The organism is Mycobacterium syngnathidarum, assembly GCF_001942625.1.
In the GTDB taxonomy this organism is placed as follows: Bacteria; Actinomycetota; Actinomycetes; order Mycobacteriales; family Mycobacteriaceae; genus Mycobacterium; species Mycobacterium syngnathidarum.
Genome location: NZ_MLCL01000073.1, coordinates 1 through 16,946 on the forward strand (window position 1 = coordinate 1; position 16,946 = coordinate 16,946).

A 16,946-nucleotide genomic window follows, 5' to 3' on the forward strand; every position below is an offset into this window, starting at 1 on the left:
GAAAGGCCCGACCGGAGCGCACAGGAACAGCTGGACAGACCAGCAGATACCCCCTGCCCGCGACCAGGACCAGCCCTCAACAGCCCAGCGAGGCACACCTACCCCAATTCATCAGTGGATCGAGGCTTAGGGGCACACGGCTCGTCCTTCCTGTTTCAGCGGGACGTGGCAGGTGGTCGCGGAACCGTTCAGACCACATCCCGCACGACACAGGAGGTTTAGTCCACATGGTTGAATCCGCACGTCTCAAGAACCGGGCCCGCAAATACATGGCCGCCCACCCCGGCACCAAGTACCAACAGGCACTCGACGCGGTCACCGCCACCGAAACTGACAGCGCGCCAGACACCTCTACCGTTTCCATCAACGACATCCCCGACTTCTTCGAAGCCCTCGGGATTTCCGACATCTCCACCCACGACTTCCAGGCGACATGGGCGGCCAATGATCACACTGATGAGATCAAAATCCCGGTTGCCCTCCTACGTGAAGGCGACCAACTCCTACCGGATTTGAGCTACCTGAACTTCTACGAGGAGAATCGCGGCGGCAACGGCCCGCACGGGGTGATCGCTGGACGAACGGGTAGTGGGAAGAGCCGTTTCCTGCGCGCAATCGTCCTAGCACTGATGTCCAAATACAGCCCCGACAGGATCGGATTCCTCCTCGCAGACTACAAGGGCGGAGCGACATTCCGGGACATGGACCCCGGCCGGTGCCCACATGTGCTGGCCAACATTTCCAACCTAGCTGACGACCCCGAGATGGTGGATCGCCTCGGCTTGGTGATCGAGGGCGAAATTGTCCGCCGCTCGGAGTTCATCACCGGCGAAAAGGGATGCAAGGACATCTTCGAATACCGCGAGCAGCAACGACAGCACCCCGGTGAGCTTGACTGGCCTCCGCTGCCGAATTTGTTCGTGGTCATCGAGGAGTTCAATGGCCCCCGTCCGAGACAGCGAGGGATTAGCGAACTTCTCACTCGAGTCGGCCGCGTTGGCCGTTCACTTGGCATGCACCTGGTCATGTGCAGTCAGCACGTCGAACGGTCCACGTTTGGCGAGCTGTTGGAGCAGCTTGCATTCTGCTACTGCCTGGCCGTGAGTTCACCGCATCAGTCGATCACCATGATCGGCACTGATGCCGCTGCAAAGTCGTCAGGCGGCACGCTCACAGGGAAGATCTGGCGCAGGTTCAGCTGCGACGAAGCACCCGTCGAGATCAGAGCGTTGGACCACAGCGCTCCAGTTTCTGGACGCAATGCCACGATGGCTGACGCGCTGCTTGATCGGCTGTCGCGTGAACCAGCTCCGGATGTGCGCCGGTTGTGGACAAAACCACTGCGGGAGCCAGTAACACTGCCAGAACTTGGATTACAGCGTCGAACGGATGGACTCGGGATTCAGATCGGCCATCTCGACGACCCGCTGCATCACCGAACCCTCCCCTGGACAATTGATCTCGGCTCAACCACCCCGCACTGGCTCATCTCGGGGGACCCCGGATCCGGGTGCACCACGACGCTGCAGACCCTTGTGCTGGCGGCCTGCGCGCAGCACACGCCCCAGCATGTCTCGTTCGTTCTCCTCGACAGCCGCTCCGGCCAGTTGCACGCGGTCGCCGAGTCGGCGAACGTGATCGCCTATGCCCACAGTGGGGATGCTGAAAGCGTGAAAGCGGCTCTGGACGAGATCGATCGGTTGATGAAGCTGCGTCACGACGCTGTCACCCGACCTCACAGCGCAGGGATAGATGCCTATCTGGCGGGAAAGAACACCGACACGGTTCCCGGCGATCCCTACGGCCACGTGATCGTCGCCGTTGATGGGCTTGCAGGTTTCGCCGGATTCGGGGCCGGCGGTGGTTCGGTAATACACCGAATCGCCGCTCTCGGCCGCGAACTGGGTGTACATCTTGTGGCAACAGACCAGACCCGCGCACAGGAGATCTCCCCCGGGCTCGAGGCGAACTTCTCCAGACATATCCAGCTTCCATGCGAGCACTACCACCGCGCTCACGCCCCGAACATTCTCCGAGCGCGTTTCGACGCTGAGATCCCCCGGGACCAGCCCGGCCGCTCGATCGACCCCGCTACCGGACTGCAGGCGCGCGTTGCCCTCCCAGTCACTGGCAGCGTCGAACCGGACGGACTGAACGTTGACCGCACCTCGGCTGTTCAGGAACTGAGCCGAGCGCTGTCTTCAGGCATCGACCCGGTTGAGAAGCCGACACCTGAACGTCTCGCGGAGTTCGCTGACGCCGTTCGCCGGTCCAAGTTGCAGGTGATTCACGGTGAGATCGACAACCTGATTGGACGAGACGCTGTTAAAGACCAGTTGCGCCGAATCCTCGCGTCGGCGCAGGTATCTGCAGAACGAAAGCGGCGCGGACTGGGGAGCATCGGTGCCGCAGAGCGCACGTTCGTCGTCACCGGTCGTCCTGGAACCGGAAAGTCACATACCGCTGACCTGCTCGCCCGCGCGTTGTACACGTGCGGACTCAGTCGCAGTTCAAAAGTCGTTGTGGCCGGCTGGACGCAGCTCGCGGGCGCGAACCCGGGCGATACAGTGGATAAGGTTCAGGCCGTACTTGAGGAAGCCAGCGGCGCAACCCTCATCATCCATGATGTCCAGCCGTGGCATGCGGCGGAGATTTCGGACATGCTCGTGGACAAGCTGGATGACGGTGGTAGTGGCGGCGACATCGCGCTGATCCTCACCGGCTATCCATCAGACGTGGCGCATCTCTTTGTAACGAATCGCAGGCTGGACTCTCTGCTTGGCGCGCGAATCGACCTCGCACGCCCCACGGCGACCGAACTCTGGCAGCACCTACAACGGTTCGCCCACAAAGCTGGCCGTCTGCCAGCGGCCGGCTCGGAAGAGGCGTTCTACACGGAGGTCGAGCACCTGTTCGCGCACGCCGATGAAGGACACTCACCGCTCGATGTGCTTTCCAACATTCGGTTCGCGAGCTATGTCGTCGAGCACGCAGCGCGTGCGTCCATTGCGCGCTTGACGGACACCGATCTTTCGACGTTGACAGATGCGCAGCTGACAGAGCTGACCACTGAAGACATCGTCATCGCGGTGCGAGGGATCGACGCACGCACCCGATCAGTCCCGAAGGGATAGAAGGGGCACTGAACAAGCCCCATGACCCCGGCGACTCTTGGCCGGGGTCATGGGCTCCCCATGTCAGTGGGGGGCGGTCCAGACGACTTCGTGTGAGTCGTCTGTCACCTGTGTCGGCTCCCAATCGTCTCCGACCTCAACGGATTTTGAACATTGGTGGCACAGTGAGACATAGGCTTCATTGCACGCCCGCTCCCGGGCTTCCTCTGGCGTAGCTGCCTCCACGTCGATCACTGTTGTCGAGCTGGAGGCCAAGACGACGGTGTACTTCATATAGTCGATCCTTCTGCTGCATTGGCTTTGGCGTAGGTATCGGCGACGTGCTGCGCCCATAGGTCATAGGGATCGGGGTCAGTGCGTTTCGGCTTCCCCGTCAATCGACCAAAGTCCTGCCCGCAGCACCGGAGAATTTCGTTGTCGTTCGAAAACGAGCGCCACCGGGTCGGCCGATGCTTGGCAAGGTGCGCTTCTAGCGTCAAAAATCCACTGTCCATGTCAGCGCTTCCGTCAGTCTTCGATTTCGCTCGACGCTTGGTCAAAACACCGCTGACACGAGTTGCGTCAGCGCAATACCCGGGTCTGCCGACGGCCCCGACTTGCCGTGTCAGCGGTTCACCCGGAGCAGAATTCGCCAGCTCAGCTGTCGATCATGTCGATGTCGCGCATCAGGTCGCTGTACACCCGGGCAAGCGCCGCATTCTTGTCGGCCGGCGCGCCGTCATGCGCCCCGCCGAGAGCAACGATCTCGGCTTGAGCTGCAGCTGCCCGCGTGGCGATCTTGTCGATGTTCTGGCGAAAAGTGCTCGCCTCGCTGTCTGTGTAGACCAGGTGGTCACAGGTAGTGGTGGTCATCTGGGCCCTCTCGGTGGTGGCATCGCTGCAGAACAGATGCCCAGACACTAGGAACCAGCGCGGCCTTCGCCCAATCTGCAGGCACGACACGCCGACACAGCACGGTCACGTCGCTGTGTCCATCCCGCGGCACGCGGCGCCTACCCGCTCTGCTCTCTCACAGCTATCGGGATTCGATCGCGTCCCTTACCCAGTCGAGTTCGTGCGAAATCTTGTGCAACGCATCGATCTTCGCCTGCTCTTGATACGCCGACAACAGCGCGATCTGCATCGGATCTGGTTGGGTGGACGCTTTCTGAAGCGCCTCCAACGTCTCGGCCGCCTTCTTGCGAGAAGCGTCGGCCCGGCCGGCCACCGCGCGATATTCCTTGTCTCTCACTGATTCCACACGGCGATCTTCACACGCGGTGGCCGACCCGCCACGAACTGAGCTTCGTGTCTCGCGCCCATTTGGCCCCGCCCGGCCCGGTATGGCCGTGAATCGCGCGGTGTGTCAGGATGCCCGCCTGTCCCAGTACCGCGGTGGCAACATGCGGGCACCGCGCAGTGCGCGCAGAAGAGCGGCCCCGTGGCGTTCGGGGATGAAGTCTGCATCGGCGATCACGATGTCGTTGGGGCTCAGCGGTTGCGTGCCGGCGATGCGAACCCGCACTACCCTCAGTCCGCGAGACGCGTAGAACCGGTTGCGCATGAGGTCCTCGGCCACACGCTCCGGGGTCCCGTGCCAGCGCTCAGGGTCGACTTCCACCACCGAGAACGGTTTTCGCACAAGGATATCGGGGGTAAAGAATCGGTTCTTCCCTGCGCTGTCGCGCCCCATGCACATCAGCGTGCCTTGCGGGTAGGTCCGGTAGCCGGCGTTCTCGATGACCTGGCGCACGCGCTGTTCAGTCTTGCTGGTCGCCGTCGAGCCGTCGGCGGCCAGATCTCCGGGCCGGGCCCGTTGGCGATCCATCCGAGGCAGCACGGGCGGAGTATTGCGCTGGGCCCACCAGACCGCGCCCCACAACACCAACAGTGCTAGCGGGACCGCTGGATGCAAGAGAAACTCGATCACAGACGGTGACTGTAGGAAGCCGTCACCGTTTGGGCGCGCGCGGCGCGAGACTGTCACTCGGATCACCGGCGTCGGGCACTCACCGCCCATACCTCGTTCGCCCTTCCGAACGCCTACTCGGTGTTCGTCTTCGCTACTGTTCGCCGCGCGCTAGACCTCCCCGAGTTTCGCGGTAAATTACCCGTTTGACCTGCGGTAACTGTCAGTAAATCGGTGACTTTTCGGTTCACCTGCAGCAATGCGTAGCTGTCGTGGGAATGGGGGTGCCTCGGACAGCTCGGCGTGACGGAAGGCAACAGGGTCTATAGGTGGAAGCTCATTAGTTAGTTGTTCTAGATACATATCTTTACCTGCATTCTCTCTGAAACAGAGAATATCCGCTGTCGGAGGCACCCCCTATTCCCACGACAGTTGCGTGTTTGCCCAGCTGAGCGGTGAATTGACCGGATCTCTGACAGTTACCGCAGGTCAAATGGGGAATTTACATGGAAGTACGGGGAGGTTCAGCGCGTCCGGGACAATTTACATCCGACAAATCCAGCGGGAAACCGGGAACCGGTCTGTCGAAAGTTTTGTTCGGACAGAAGGATGCGGCATTCGTGAGACGTCCTCGAATAGGGCGGCCGGAACCCCGCCATTTAGCATCCGGACGCGTCGCAGTGGCGCTGCAGATCCCGCTCCAGCGGTGCCGGTCGGGAGTTCAGCGGCAAGCCGCGATGATCAGGCGGTGCATGGAGATGTGAACGCCCCGAGAAGGTGACGCCAGTCGTCCGCACCGGTAGTGCGGATCCGGCGGTGCAGCGCATCGCGGGACACTCCGAGCTGTCGGGCCACCCACACCCGCGGAATCAGCTGAGCGCACCCCGCGGCGATGAGTGAGCAGGCCGCATCCGAGGCGTCGCGCAGACCGTTGAGGGCCACTTCGGCCATCGCGGCATCGATCCCGGCCCCACACAACCACGCCAGCTCTTTCTCTTTCGGCGAGGTTTCGAGTGAGCCGGCCGCCACGACCAGCGCGGCGCCGGTGTCCGTCGACGGGTGCATGAGCCACTGTTCGCAGGCCAGCGCAAGGTCTGTGCACCGCTGGTCGGAGTCGATCAGTGCCTGCATCAGTGTTGAGAGTGGACCTGCCTTGCGGCGGGCCGTGACACCGTCCCCGGAAGAGGACTCGGCGATCAGCGGGTACAGGGCCCGGGCCGACTGCGCCCGCACCGGTTCGACTCGGATCAGCGCCGCTGAAAGTGCGGCCGCCGCTGCATGTTCCGGGGTTGCGGGCTGCCGCCACCACGCGGGGTCGCTCATCGGTCAGTTCCTTTTGCGTCATTGTCGACGACCAGGCGCAGCCCCATTCGCTTGAGTACGGGAGCCAGGTAGGTGACGTAGTTGTCGGTGTCGGTCGGGCCGTAGGCGAGCATCCCCACGGCCATCGCCTCTCCCCTCTCGTCGACGACGAACACAGGGGCACCGGAGTCGCCATGGACCGCCGAGCCACCCCAACGCACCTGTACAGACGTGGCTCTCACCAAGGGACCGCAGGTGAGACCGGAACGGGCGCCATTCATGCACATCGGAGTTCCTGCCGGCAGTGACCGCACCGCGTCCACGCCGAGGACCCCGCGCAGTCTGACTCCGGGGGCGATTTCGACTCCGTAGGGCCCCTGCTGCTGGCTGGCCGACAAGAAAAACACCGCGGCGTCGTGGTAGACCCCGTCCCGGTCGTATCCGCGATCGTAGCTCTGCAACGGTGGAAGTTGTTCTCGCGCTGACTTGTTCATGGCGGTATACATCCACAGCGGGGCAGATTTAGCGGCCATACAGTGGCCCGCTGTCAGGTAGCCCGGATCGTCGGTGGTCGCCACGATCGGCCATGACACGGTGCAGTTCTGCGCCTCGGTCTCATCCACCTGGGAGGCGATGGTAATTCCCGGCTGCGGATAGTCAGCCGCAGTCACCTCGACGGGCTGCGATGCGCCGTGCACCCCGGCGATCGCCACCCAAGGCCCACCGGGCAAAGGGTCAGCTCCGGCGGGCGAGACGGTCGCCATGGAGGCCATGGCACCAAAAACAACGACAGAAGCAACTTTGGCGATCCAGGGTTTGCTTGGGTGTGCGGTCGACATGGCCGCAGGCTAACCCGACGCATACGAAAACTTCCGCTGCACCACTACCGGCATAATGCGCCCGGCTTCGCCGGATCTACCTGCTCGCGCCGCGGGCAGTTCCTGAGATGCCGACGACCTAAGTTTCCCGGCATCGGCGCACACGCGCCCCGAAACACAGGAGCTCTGCTGACGATGCCCCCGCTGTCCACCGGTACGCGGATCCTTCTTCCCGCTGCCGCCGCTATGGCACTCGGCGTGATCAGCGCCGGTATCGCCAGCGCCGATGACAACGTTGCCGCTCCCGATCCGTCTACGTTCGACGTCCCGGGCCCGAAGGCCGTTGACCCGCTGTGGGCGTTGCCGGCGCCCGTACCCGACGGTCCCCCGGCACTGGAGGCTCGCGCATTCACCGAACCTTTCACTTTCGAGGCCCCGGGCGCTGAACCACCCGTGACGGCACACGGGGCAGCCAATGGCGTGGCCCCCGGTCCCGCCGAAGTGGACATGGCTCCGATCGACGTCCCGCCGCGCCCCGTCGTCCTTATCCCAGACGAGGTCGTGTCTACGCCGATCCCGGCGGCTCCTGAGCCAGGAAAATCGCTGCTCTCCGGCGCCATCCCAGTTCAGGCTGTCTCGGTCGCCGGCCCGATCGGGGGAACGACACCGTCGCGGACCCTGGTGCTCGTCTCTGAGCAACCGAGCCGCCACCCGGCTGTGCCCGCCACCGGAATCGACAAGGCCGCTGTCGACTACAGCGCCCATCCGGTTGCCGCCGTCGGCGACGCCGACATTGTCGCGGGCCTCAACGCGGCTGGGGTGGCTCCGGAGTTGACGCCACGGTTCACCGCGGCCACCCGCACCATCATCGGAGGTGAGTCCGGTGGATCGACCAACGCAGTGAACCGTTGGGATTCCAATGCCTGGGGTGCCACCCAGCCCGACGGCGCACCGCACAACAGCAGCCGCGGTCCCATGCAGACCATCCCCGGCACGTTCGCGGCATATCACGCCCCCGGAACCTCGACTGCGATCTACGACCCGGTTGCCAACATCGCCGCGGCCTGGCGCTACATCCGCGTCCAGTACGGCGTGAACCTGGACACGGGTTCCGGGCTGGACGCGTTCATGGCCCGTGGCACGGGCCGAGGCGTCGGGTACTGATAGCGATGGCACCTCTAACCGACGCGCAGTCTCGCACCGACGCCACCCTTACCCAGCTGATCGCCAAGTGGAACGGCATCGACAGTGTGGCGATGCGGAGTGGGGCGACCGGCCAGTCCCTGCTCGATCAGATTGAAGCGATCATTCGTCGCCGCAACGGTATCGACGCTGCGATCGATTTCCGCGCGACGGCCAACAATCAATTGAATGACGGTCCCTACAGCTCCCGTTCCAAGACGCTCAATGCCCAGGACGTCCTGAGGAATGCCGACGCCAAACAGCCCAGGATCGATGGGAGCACCGATGCCACGACCCAGATCCCTGACAGCGACGCGTACGGCGCGAAAGGATCGGTGCTCAAAGCCAGCGATTCGGCGGCGGACACCGCGTTCAACGCCGCGCCCGCCTTCGCCGGCAGTCGCTGGTGGCTGCCGTCTAACGAGTACCTCCCCGGATTTACTGACGAGGGCGGCCTGACCTACGGCGACGAGGCGGCGCTCAACGCACGAGACGACGCGCTGCAGAAGGTCAACCTGGAACACTTCCACGTCGACATGGAGAAGTCACAGGCGTGGAACCCGTCCGGTGCTGCCATCCCGACCGAGAGCGGAACCGGTAGCCACATTTCCACGCTCGGGTCGGCGTTCACCGCCGCGGACAAGAAAGTGACCGCGGCGTTGGGGGTTCTCGACGCATTACGCCGGGCGTTCGAGAGGAGCGGTGAGCAGCAGATCACCAAGCAGCTGGAGCGCATCGCTCCGGTGTTCGACCAGCTTGCCGCCGGGCTGCACACGTCCGCTGATGTTCCGCAGCAGATCTGGCGTGCAGGAACTGGCGCCAATAACGCTTTCCAGGAGCTTCGCAACAGCAACCACACGATCCGGCGGGCCATCGGTGACATCGTGTCCAACCTGCAGCGGGACTACGGCAGCACCACTGGTCTCGACATCAAGAAACGGCTCACGCTGCATGGGGAATTCACCAAGTTGCCGGATGTGGCCGTACCCGCCGGCTTGGGAGCTCCGACCGAAGCCGCACAGAAGATCCAGGAGTACGCAGGGTCGATTACAAAGCCCGACACAGTGCCGGTGGAGAACGTATCGGCCGCGGTCGCGAACACTGCCGCTACTCCCACAGCGGCAGCCGACAAGGCGAGGGTGACCGGGAGCACCGGCGGCACCGGAGCTTCGACCCCCAAGCCGGGAGCAACACCATCGGGCTCGGAAGGTTCGGGGACCAAGGCCAAAGGCAACAACGACCTCGGAGCTTTACTTTCGGCACTGGGACAACCGGCGTCCACCGCCGCGCAGCAGGCGTCCGCAGTTCCGCAGCAAGCCGCCAACGCCGCACAGCAGACCGCGGCTCCGCTCACCGAGGCCGCCCAGAAAGCCGCCGCACTCCCCGACGACGTCCTCAAAGCGTTGCGTGGCGATACCGCGAATAGCAACGCCAAAGCCGATCCGGCGGCGGTTGCCGCAGCCGAAACTGACCGGGCCGCTGCCACGTCGGCGACCCCCACACCAGCAGGCCCCGCAGCTCCGACACACCTCGGTGCACCTGGTACCGATGCCCGCCCGCACCAGCTGGACGCCAACGGCAAGCCAGCCGACAAGGACGGAAACGGCAAAGTCGACAAGGATGCAGTCCCGCTGTCGAAGCGGACCGTCAAACCGTTCGCCTTGGAAGTCTCTGCCGACGGGCGCAACGTACAGGTCAAGGATGTTCCTGACCCGCGGATTGGCGAGATGATGTTGAACATGGCCGAGGCCAGCGGAGGGTCGCCGATGTCGGTTGTCGACGCCGCGAAAGCTTCCGGAATGGACATCGCCTCCCTGGGCGATGCGCTCGATCCATCGGATGTCCAGGTCGGTGACGCGGTTATCGGTGCTGTTTCCTCAGGCATCTATCTCGGCAACGATCTGGTGCTCACCGCGACGGGTCTCGTGGAGGACCTGGCCGATGTGTTGGGGGACGACGGGTTTATCTCGGCGATCCCGCTGCCGGAACTGCCAGAAGAACCGGTCGGTCCGGACGGGCAGCTGTTGCCGGACAACCCGGCTCCAGTGGTGCCCGAACGCAATGGGGTAGACGGGGATTCCATGCCCGCCATCACCGTGAACACATCGAGTGCAGAAGCCCCCCAGGATCCCCCGAACGCGCCGGCCCCGAAGTCAGATCAGCCCGCTTCGACAGCTCCGCTGCCCCCGACAGACATGTCACCTGCTGCGGCTACCGCAATGCCACCGGCACCAGCTCGAGTGAGCGATCCGGCGCCGCCGGCGCCTGCATCCGCGCCCCTATCGGCGGTCTCGTCAAATGATCAGACAACGCTGCCGCGGCAGGTTCCCTATGAGGGCCACGCGCTCGGGTAGGGCGCGCCGCGTGCCGGTCGACTGAATCCGGGCCGTCACGATCAGCGATGTGATTGATCCACGCCTGCAAGCGCTCCTCGAGGATCGCCCTGTCCCCGATCTTGAGGCCGAACCGGACATCGTCGGCCCCCTCGAAACGGACTCCGGTTCAGTGCCCGACACGCAAGCCGAAGACACTGAGGCTCAGGCCGCGCCGGCAGACACCACCGACCCCGAAGAAGTGCGCCGGGAGTTGATCTCGCAGGCCGTCGAGGCTAATCCGGCACTGGCGCCGATCGCCCACGCCGCACGTGAAGGCGTGAGCATGGGTGGGGGCGGGAACGTCCGCGTCTCCTCGACACTGCGTGACGCGATGGACACCCTTGTTCCGGGACCTGACACGGCGCCTGATGGAGGGTTTCGGACGGTCGGAGGCTGGCTGAGCGCTGACAACTCTTTGTCGTCGCCGGTCACCGAGGTTTCGCCGTGGTTCACTGTTTCGCACTGGCAGTGGCTGGCGGCCAAGAACATGGTGCGGCGCATGCCCGTCGAATTGGGGCTCGTCCTGCCGCATCTGTTCATCTCTGAAGCACAAGTGATCTTCGACCTCAAAGCGTGGGGGCCCTCAGCGGCGATGGCCAAATCACCGCCGAAGCGGCTGACATGTTCGGTGCGGTGACAGGTTTCTCCGAGCTCACCGTGTACGGGACAGTTCTGCTCTACGCCCAGCGGCGCGCGCCCAAGAAGCTGCCCGCGGTACTGGAGAAGTTCGGGTTGTCTGCCGCGGTGCGCGATGTTCCTCGGGTGTCGTTCGCGGTAGGTATCAGCGACCGCGAGGTGGTGACGACTCTGGTCAATAACAACACCGTTGTCTTCGCTCGCCGTCTGCGGCGTATCCATGACACTGCAGATGCCGCAGACGCGGTACTGGGACTACTCGATCCGCAGGGGATCTGGCCGGAGTATCCGCTGCGTACCAGCGTGGTGCTGCCCGGGGCTGTCGCCGATGAACTTGCCACGTCGGCGGCCACGGCCAAGCTCATTGACGCAGAGCCTGACGAAGACGCCACAGATGATGAGCGCGCAGCCGATGCTGAACTTCGCGCCGGAGTCCGCAAAGGTGCCCGCAAAGTACTCGCCGCCGCACGCACCCCTACTGCGGCCACCGACGCGATCGCCGAGATCGCCACCTCCACCGTTCACGCGTTGGCCCAGATCACTGTTCGCACCAACGACGTGGACACCCCGCGGGGGGCTCCGTCCGCGCTAGCGCTGGCATTTCTGCGGGGCAAAGGGATAGTTGCTTCGTATCCTTCAGGAACTGGTCCGTTGCGGCGCATCACCTATACAAGGGGAAACGCAGCAGGCATTGAGGAAGGTATCAAGGCCCTACGACACGCATACCGAGGCGGGTGATCGGCAAATCTGCGCTAGCATCGGCCGTAATCGCCCACTAGCGACGACACACGGAGGTTAGCCATGACCAACCCGAAGGTTGGACTCACGCAGGATGAAATTGCGGCCATCAGCGACGCGATGTTGAGCGAACTCGTCAACCTGCGACAGGCCACGGACAACAAGCACAAGGTGATCACCGAGATCGCGCATGTGCACTTCCAGTCCGAAGGCGCGACAGCGGTACTCAACCGTTTCGAGACCGAGACCATGCCCAAGATGACCGATCTCATCAACACGGGCAATCAGGCTCTCGAAGGACTGGGCAAGTACACCCAGCAGCAGATCGCGCAGGCCGAAGCGGCCAAGCAGGCCGTATACCGGCCCGTCTGATCCACCAGCCCACCGACCACGCCTCAAACGACAAGGAGATTCTTATGAGTGGTGGAATGATCGATCTCAATATCGCCGGGACAACTGACGCCATCGCGCAGATGAAGAACCTGTCAAAGGCGATCGCCGGCTCCGCGACGACGCTGCTCGACAAGTACACGCAGATGACCGGCGGCGCCCTGCAAGGCACCACCTCGGATGCGGTCAAGGAGTTCTCGGACAAGCAGAACGCCGCAATCACTTCCAACGAGGAGGTGGACGCCCAGATGGTGACCGTGCTCAATACCTCGATGGATGACATCCATTCCTTCGACATGAACCAGGGCCCCGGCATGGCGACTGCCGGCTGAGGCTTCACACATCGACCAAAGCCCCGCGACCTATACAGTCGCGGGGCTTTGTCGTGCAGCTGTTTACGCGGCAGCCGACTGCGGCGGGACGCCGTAGCCCAACAGCGATTCACGCAACCACCCGGGCAGCATGCGGCACGGCCCCAGCCGCGTCACCGGTGCGCCGTTCTGACACGTCGGCGGGACAGGAACCAGCATGTCGCCAGACGTCACCGTGATCGAGCAGTCCTCCCAGCCGGTGACCGCCATGGTCAGTGGATCGATACGGTGCCCCTCCGAGGTGCGGAACAGATACATCCCGCCGCCACGCAACTGAGGCACCAACAGCGTTGGTGCACTGTGGCGTTCGTAGCCGTCGCCACTAGCCTGCATGGACCATTCTCGCCACACCCGCAACGACGCAGCATCACCGATCATCACCGCCACCATGTTCGACGCGCCGGCATGGATCGCCGCCGAGGTGGTGATCGCTCCTCGGCGCCACAGACCCGCGGCCACATCTTTACCCACGGTGCGATTGATCCGCCTGTAGTAGGCACCGACACGGACGTTGACCCGCTCCGCGGCAGCGTCGATGAGTCCGGCCCCCGCCAGCTTCCCGGTTGTTTCCATGGGCATCTGCGTCCCGGTGGGATAGGTGCTCACCAGCGTTGCCAGTCCTGCCCGCTCAGCGTCGGTGGCGTCGTCGGGGACCACCACGTCCGGTCCGAGCATCGTCACTGCGGCACCCGCATTCACCAGCCGCCGCAGATAGCCTTTCCACAGCACCTCCGGCAGGCGAGGATCCATGCCTGCACCCAGCAGCGCAGCGATCGGGTCAGATCCGAGCATTGTTGCCTCCCTTGCCAAGTGACTCGCCGCTGCGCAAGTAAGGGAAGGTCAGCGGATGCACCTGCCACAGTGACCGCCGTGCGTTCAAATGTGCCCACTGCACGGCCTCGTCCTGACACGTGAAAGGTCCGACCATCCGGGGAAGATTGGGTATATTGCCGCTGCGCCAGTGAATGTCGAGAATGACAGCGTCGTCCATCAGACGTACTCCCACCGCTTCCCCATCCCGTTAACGTCGACGGCCAGAAACGCCTCGATCCCTCGCTGCGCAGCCGCGCGCTGCAGGAACGGCGGCGGGGTGGCCATCACTTGGGTCAGAGCATCGGCAATCTCTCTATCCGCGACGATCTCGTCATGCATCCACAGGTGCACATGGTCGGACAAGCCCATCCGATCCAGTTCCAGGATCGAATAGTGCATCACATCAAGTGCAGACCCTTGGCAGAAGTGGTTCGGTGCGATCCTCGATGCCACTTCGTTCATGCGAATTCCGTTGTCATAGAACGAGAATTCCTGATTTACGACACGCCCCATCAGTGTGACCACCCTGCCGACGTTCTTCGACTCGTGCTTCAGAGCGTCGATGAGCCGATAAAGGATAGGAAGACTGTCCCGGATCGCCCACGCGACTTCTTTTGCCCGATCCAGAGTCCAGCCGTACTGCAGCGCGGCTGCCTTGTGACCCTGGCTGTACATGTCGGCAAGCATCTTGCGTTTCGCCAGTTTGCGATCGATACCGGCCATTTGGCCGACCGGCTCGTAGGGATCCTTCCCAGCTCGCATGTCGGCAAGGAACTGACCATCACCTGATGCCGTCGCTAGGATCACCGGCTCAATCGACTTCCAGTCCGCGCTGACCCAGTCACTGGCGTCGGACACGACGATCCCGCGCGCCTCCTTCGGAAACTGCTGAATCTCCGGCTTGGATGCCGAGTTGCCGGTCAAGTACGGTCCCCGAGATCCCCACGCCGTGAAGGTGCCGGCATCAGTGGTCACGCACCAGACGTCGGCACGGCCACGGCCAGGTAGCGACATCGGCCCCTCTGCAACCTGTACATCGGTGAAGTTCCATACCTCGACCAGCCCACCACTCACGCGAGGCAACACTCCAAGGCGGTACAGCGCCACCGCAGCCGCGGCCCCCCACTGTTCGTCGAAAGAGTGCGGCGGGGCACCCTTTTCGTGACAGAAGCCCGCACCGTTCACCCAGCCCGCCAGATCGGAAGTCGGCGCCTCCAACGCCCACAGGAGCGGTTGATTCGGCAGCCTGCCCTGATCCCTCAACCGGTCGGCGAAGTCAGCGGAGCGTCGTTCCAGGAGCTGTTTCCGCACGACGGAGACGGATGCGCCTCCCGCCATCGCGGCACACTGTTGAAGCTCGAGTTCTTTCCTCCATGCCGCCGCAGCTGCCATCGACTGGGCACCGTTAGTCCATGCCTCCGTCACCGACTTGATCGCGTCTGCGCCGAGCTGCCTGGCGATGTACGGCGGCGGGGTCAACCGAATCGTGTCAGTTTCCGTCAGAGCGTCGAGCGTTTTGAGATGTGTTTGCGCCGTTGCATCCTCAGTCACCCAACGATGCTCCGGAGTGCACGTGAAGTGCATCCCATTCGTCAGCCGATAGGTACTCACCGGCGCATCGGTATAGCGATGCACCGCACGCACTGTGGTCCAATTCCCGTCCGCATCAAGGGTCTTGTCGCCTAGCCTTATGTCGCCGACGCCGACGATGCCACGACGGGTGAGCAACCGTTGATTCTCCGGCAAGCACATGCGGCCTGTGGCGTTGGCGCCGAGGATTTTGATCTCAGGGTGCAGACGTCCTGTGGGGGCGGCGTTCTCCTTCACCTTGCAGACGTAGCCAAGGACTTTCTCGACCCCCGCGACCGTGCGGTGCGCCAGTGCCAGGTCCGATCGCAGCACCGCGTCGTCGTCGGTGAATATCTTCAGCGCGTCTTTGTCGGCCTTGAGCTGCCCGGTGGGGGTGGTTGGCCACGGCTGGGGCAATTCGCCACGAGCATCTAGTGCATTGACCAGATCCCGGCCATTGCCTGGGCGGATGCCCGCGTTGGCCAGCAGCTGCGCCGCTGCCCGCGCCTGCTCCACCGTCTGTTCGCGGAACCGCTCAGGAAACTCGGTGTCGACGGCATAGCCGCGGGCGGTGCGTTCCAGGACGATCCGGTTGACCTGCTGAACGTCCTCAACCACCTGCTCGGCGTCATCGGCGTTGAGCACACCGCGACCACCCATCCCCAGGTCCGGGGTGGTCAGGTACCGAGCAGCGGTGGCCATGATTCCGGTTCCACCTACTCCGGGGGTGCCCCACAGCCGCAGCGTCGCCACGGTGTCCGACATCGCGCCAACGGCGTACGTGGGTGTGTCGATGTCGGTGGCCCACCAGCCTTCGTCCTTCTTCAACCCCCGTACAGCGAACACTTCCGACATTGTCGTCCGGTCGTCATTCATCAGCTGGTACGCCATCGCCAGATCTTCCAGAGTGCGTCCGGCTTTGTCGTAGGTCTTCACCATTCGGGCGGCGACCAGGGTGTCACCCAACTTTCGGATATGTGCACGGGTCATCAGCCGGTGTGCATACAGCGGCGCCACGTCGAAGCAAGCACCGTGGAATATCAACGCCGCGGCATGGTCGAAGACCTGGGCGAGAAGTTTGCGGTGCTGGGGCCGGCGTAGCGGGTCCAAGAGCAGGGACACGGTGTCGGCGCCGAGGTGAAATGCCACCGTCACGCAGGTGATCGAGAACTTGTTGACGTCCAGTCCGCGTGTCTCGATGTCGGCAGCCACAGTCGAGGGCGCGGTGGAGCACAGGGCTTCGACCCATCGCGCCATCGCGTCATCGTCGGTGACCAGGTATGCACCCACGGTGTGGTCGTAGATCTGAAACTGCGCAGCCGCGACGCGACGCAGCTCGACTCGGGGGACGTCGGGTTCTGGGGACACGCGAGTCAGTCAAGCAGCAGTTGCCGACATGTTTGCCTGCACTGTTTCGACACGCCGACGACGGCACTATGTGGAATCCAGTGCCGCACGGATGCCGGTCTGGATCGGCATCGCGATGCCGAGTCAGTCCGCCAATCCGACTGAGCTAGGGACATGACAGAGCGGGAAGGTGCTACTGAGACGCGTGTGAAACACGTGAACTACACGGCTGCGTAGCCGGCCACCGCCGCACGCGCAGAGATGGTCGCTCTAGGTGGACTGGAGCGGCAGAAAAGGATCTCGCGGCCGTGAGCCCACTACAGCTGTAAATGCGCGTTTTACTGCACCTTTAGTGCCACCATCGAGACATCTGTAGAGGATCC

General features: G+C 63.5%; 15 protein-coding genes. 7 read left to right on the forward strand and 8 right to left on the reverse strand.

Features of this window, described 5'->3' with window-relative positions:
- Positions 1-227: 227 nt before the first annotated feature.
- Entirely contained in the window at positions 228-3,134 is a 2,907-nt protein-coding gene (locus BKG60_RS18645) for an FtsK/SpoIIIE domain-containing protein (RefSeq protein WP_075909826.1), read from the forward strand.
- Positions 3,135-3,770: 636 nt separating this feature from the next.
- Here BKG60_RS18645 and BKG60_RS18650 read toward each other — a convergent pair.
- The 5 genes from BKG60_RS18650 to BKG60_RS18670 form a co-directional block, all read right to left on the reverse strand.
- The gene (locus BKG60_RS18650; protein ID WP_131721952.1) at positions 3,771-3,986 is read right to left on the reverse strand and encodes a hypothetical protein; all 216 of its coding nucleotides are present in this window, start codon (positions 3,984-3,986) and stop codon (positions 3,771-3,773) included.
- Between the two features lie 163 nt (positions 3,987-4,149).
- A complete protein-coding gene (locus tag BKG60_RS18655) occupies positions 4,150-4,374 on the reverse strand; it encodes a hypothetical protein (protein ID WP_047040899.1) in 225 nt (74 codons plus the stop codon).
- Between the two features lie 105 nt (positions 4,375-4,479).
- Positions 4,480-5,043 (reverse strand): hypothetical protein, encoded by a 564-nt coding sequence (locus BKG60_RS18660; RefSeq protein ID WP_075909828.1) that lies wholly within the window; start codon positions 5,041-5,043, stop codon positions 4,480-4,482.
- A 720-nt stretch (positions 5,044-5,763) separates the two neighbouring features.
- Positions 5,764-6,345, reverse strand: a complete 582-nt coding sequence (locus BKG60_RS18665) for a hypothetical protein (RefSeq protein WP_047040897.1) — start codon at positions 6,343-6,345, stop codon at positions 5,764-5,766.
- The gene (locus BKG60_RS18670; protein WP_242671615.1) at positions 6,342-7,088 is read right to left on the reverse strand and encodes a S1 family peptidase; all 747 of its coding nucleotides are present in this window, start codon (positions 7,086-7,088) and stop codon (positions 6,342-6,344) included. Before BKG60_RS18670 ends, BKG60_RS18665 begins: the two co-directional genes overlap by 4 nt.
- Positions 7,089-7,337: 249 nt before the next feature.
- Between BKG60_RS18670 and BKG60_RS18675 the strand changes: the two genes are divergently transcribed.
- The 6 genes from BKG60_RS18675 (at position 7,338) to BKG60_RS18700 (ending at position 12,795) form a co-directional block, all read left to right on the forward strand.
- Positions 7,338-8,306 carry a transglycosylase SLT domain-containing protein gene (locus BKG60_RS18675; RefSeq protein WP_235624368.1) on the forward strand — a complete coding sequence of 323 codons (969 nt, stop codon included), beginning with the start codon at positions 7,338-7,340 and terminating at the stop codon, positions 8,304-8,306.
- Positions 8,307-8,311: 5 nt separating this feature from the next.
- Positions 8,312-10,678 (forward strand): type 1 periplasmic-binding domain-containing protein, encoded by a 2,367-nt coding sequence (locus BKG60_RS18680; protein ID WP_052773279.1) that lies wholly within the window; start codon positions 8,312-8,314, stop codon positions 10,676-10,678.
- 49 nt (positions 10,679-10,727) lie between these two features.
- Positions 10,728-11,336 (forward strand): hypothetical protein, encoded by a 609-nt coding sequence (locus BKG60_RS18685; RefSeq protein ID WP_075909829.1) that lies wholly within the window; start codon positions 10,728-10,730, stop codon positions 11,334-11,336.
- Complete coding sequence (locus tag BKG60_RS18690; protein WP_131827521.1) at positions 11,333-12,073, forward strand: hypothetical protein; 741 nt, start codon at positions 11,333-11,335, stop codon at positions 12,071-12,073. The genes BKG60_RS18685 and BKG60_RS18690 overlap by 4 nt, the downstream gene beginning before the upstream one ends.
- A gap of 63 nt (positions 12,074-12,136) precedes the next feature.
- Positions 12,137-12,445, forward strand: coding sequence for a hypothetical protein (locus BKG60_RS18695; RefSeq protein WP_019344664.1), 309 nt, complete (start codon positions 12,137-12,139; stop codon positions 12,443-12,445).
- Between the two features lie 44 nt (positions 12,446-12,489).
- Entirely contained in the window at positions 12,490-12,795 is a 306-nt protein-coding gene (locus BKG60_RS18700) for a hypothetical protein (RefSeq protein WP_070945678.1), read from the forward strand.
- A 63-nt stretch (positions 12,796-12,858) separates the two neighbouring features.
- On the opposite strand, the gene BKG60_RS18705 is transcribed toward BKG60_RS18700, so the two are convergent.
- The 3 genes from BKG60_RS18705 to BKG60_RS18715 are packed head-to-tail and all read right to left on the reverse strand — an operon-like array spanning position 12,859 to position 16,584.
- A complete protein-coding gene (locus BKG60_RS18705; protein ID WP_047040894.1) occupies positions 12,859-13,626 on the reverse strand; it encodes a hypothetical protein in 768 nt (255 codons plus the stop codon).
- The gene (locus BKG60_RS18710) at positions 13,613-13,825 is read right to left on the reverse strand and encodes a hypothetical protein (RefSeq protein WP_047040891.1); all 213 of its coding nucleotides are present in this window, start codon (positions 13,823-13,825) and stop codon (positions 13,613-13,615) included. Before BKG60_RS18710 ends, BKG60_RS18705 begins: the two co-directional genes overlap by 14 nt.
- Positions 13,825-16,584, reverse strand: coding sequence for a DNA polymerase (locus BKG60_RS18715; RefSeq protein ID WP_047040888.1), 2,760 nt, complete (start codon positions 16,582-16,584; stop codon positions 13,825-13,827). The genes BKG60_RS18710 and BKG60_RS18715 overlap by 1 nt, the downstream gene beginning before the upstream one ends.
- Positions 16,585-16,946 lie beyond the last annotated feature (362 nt).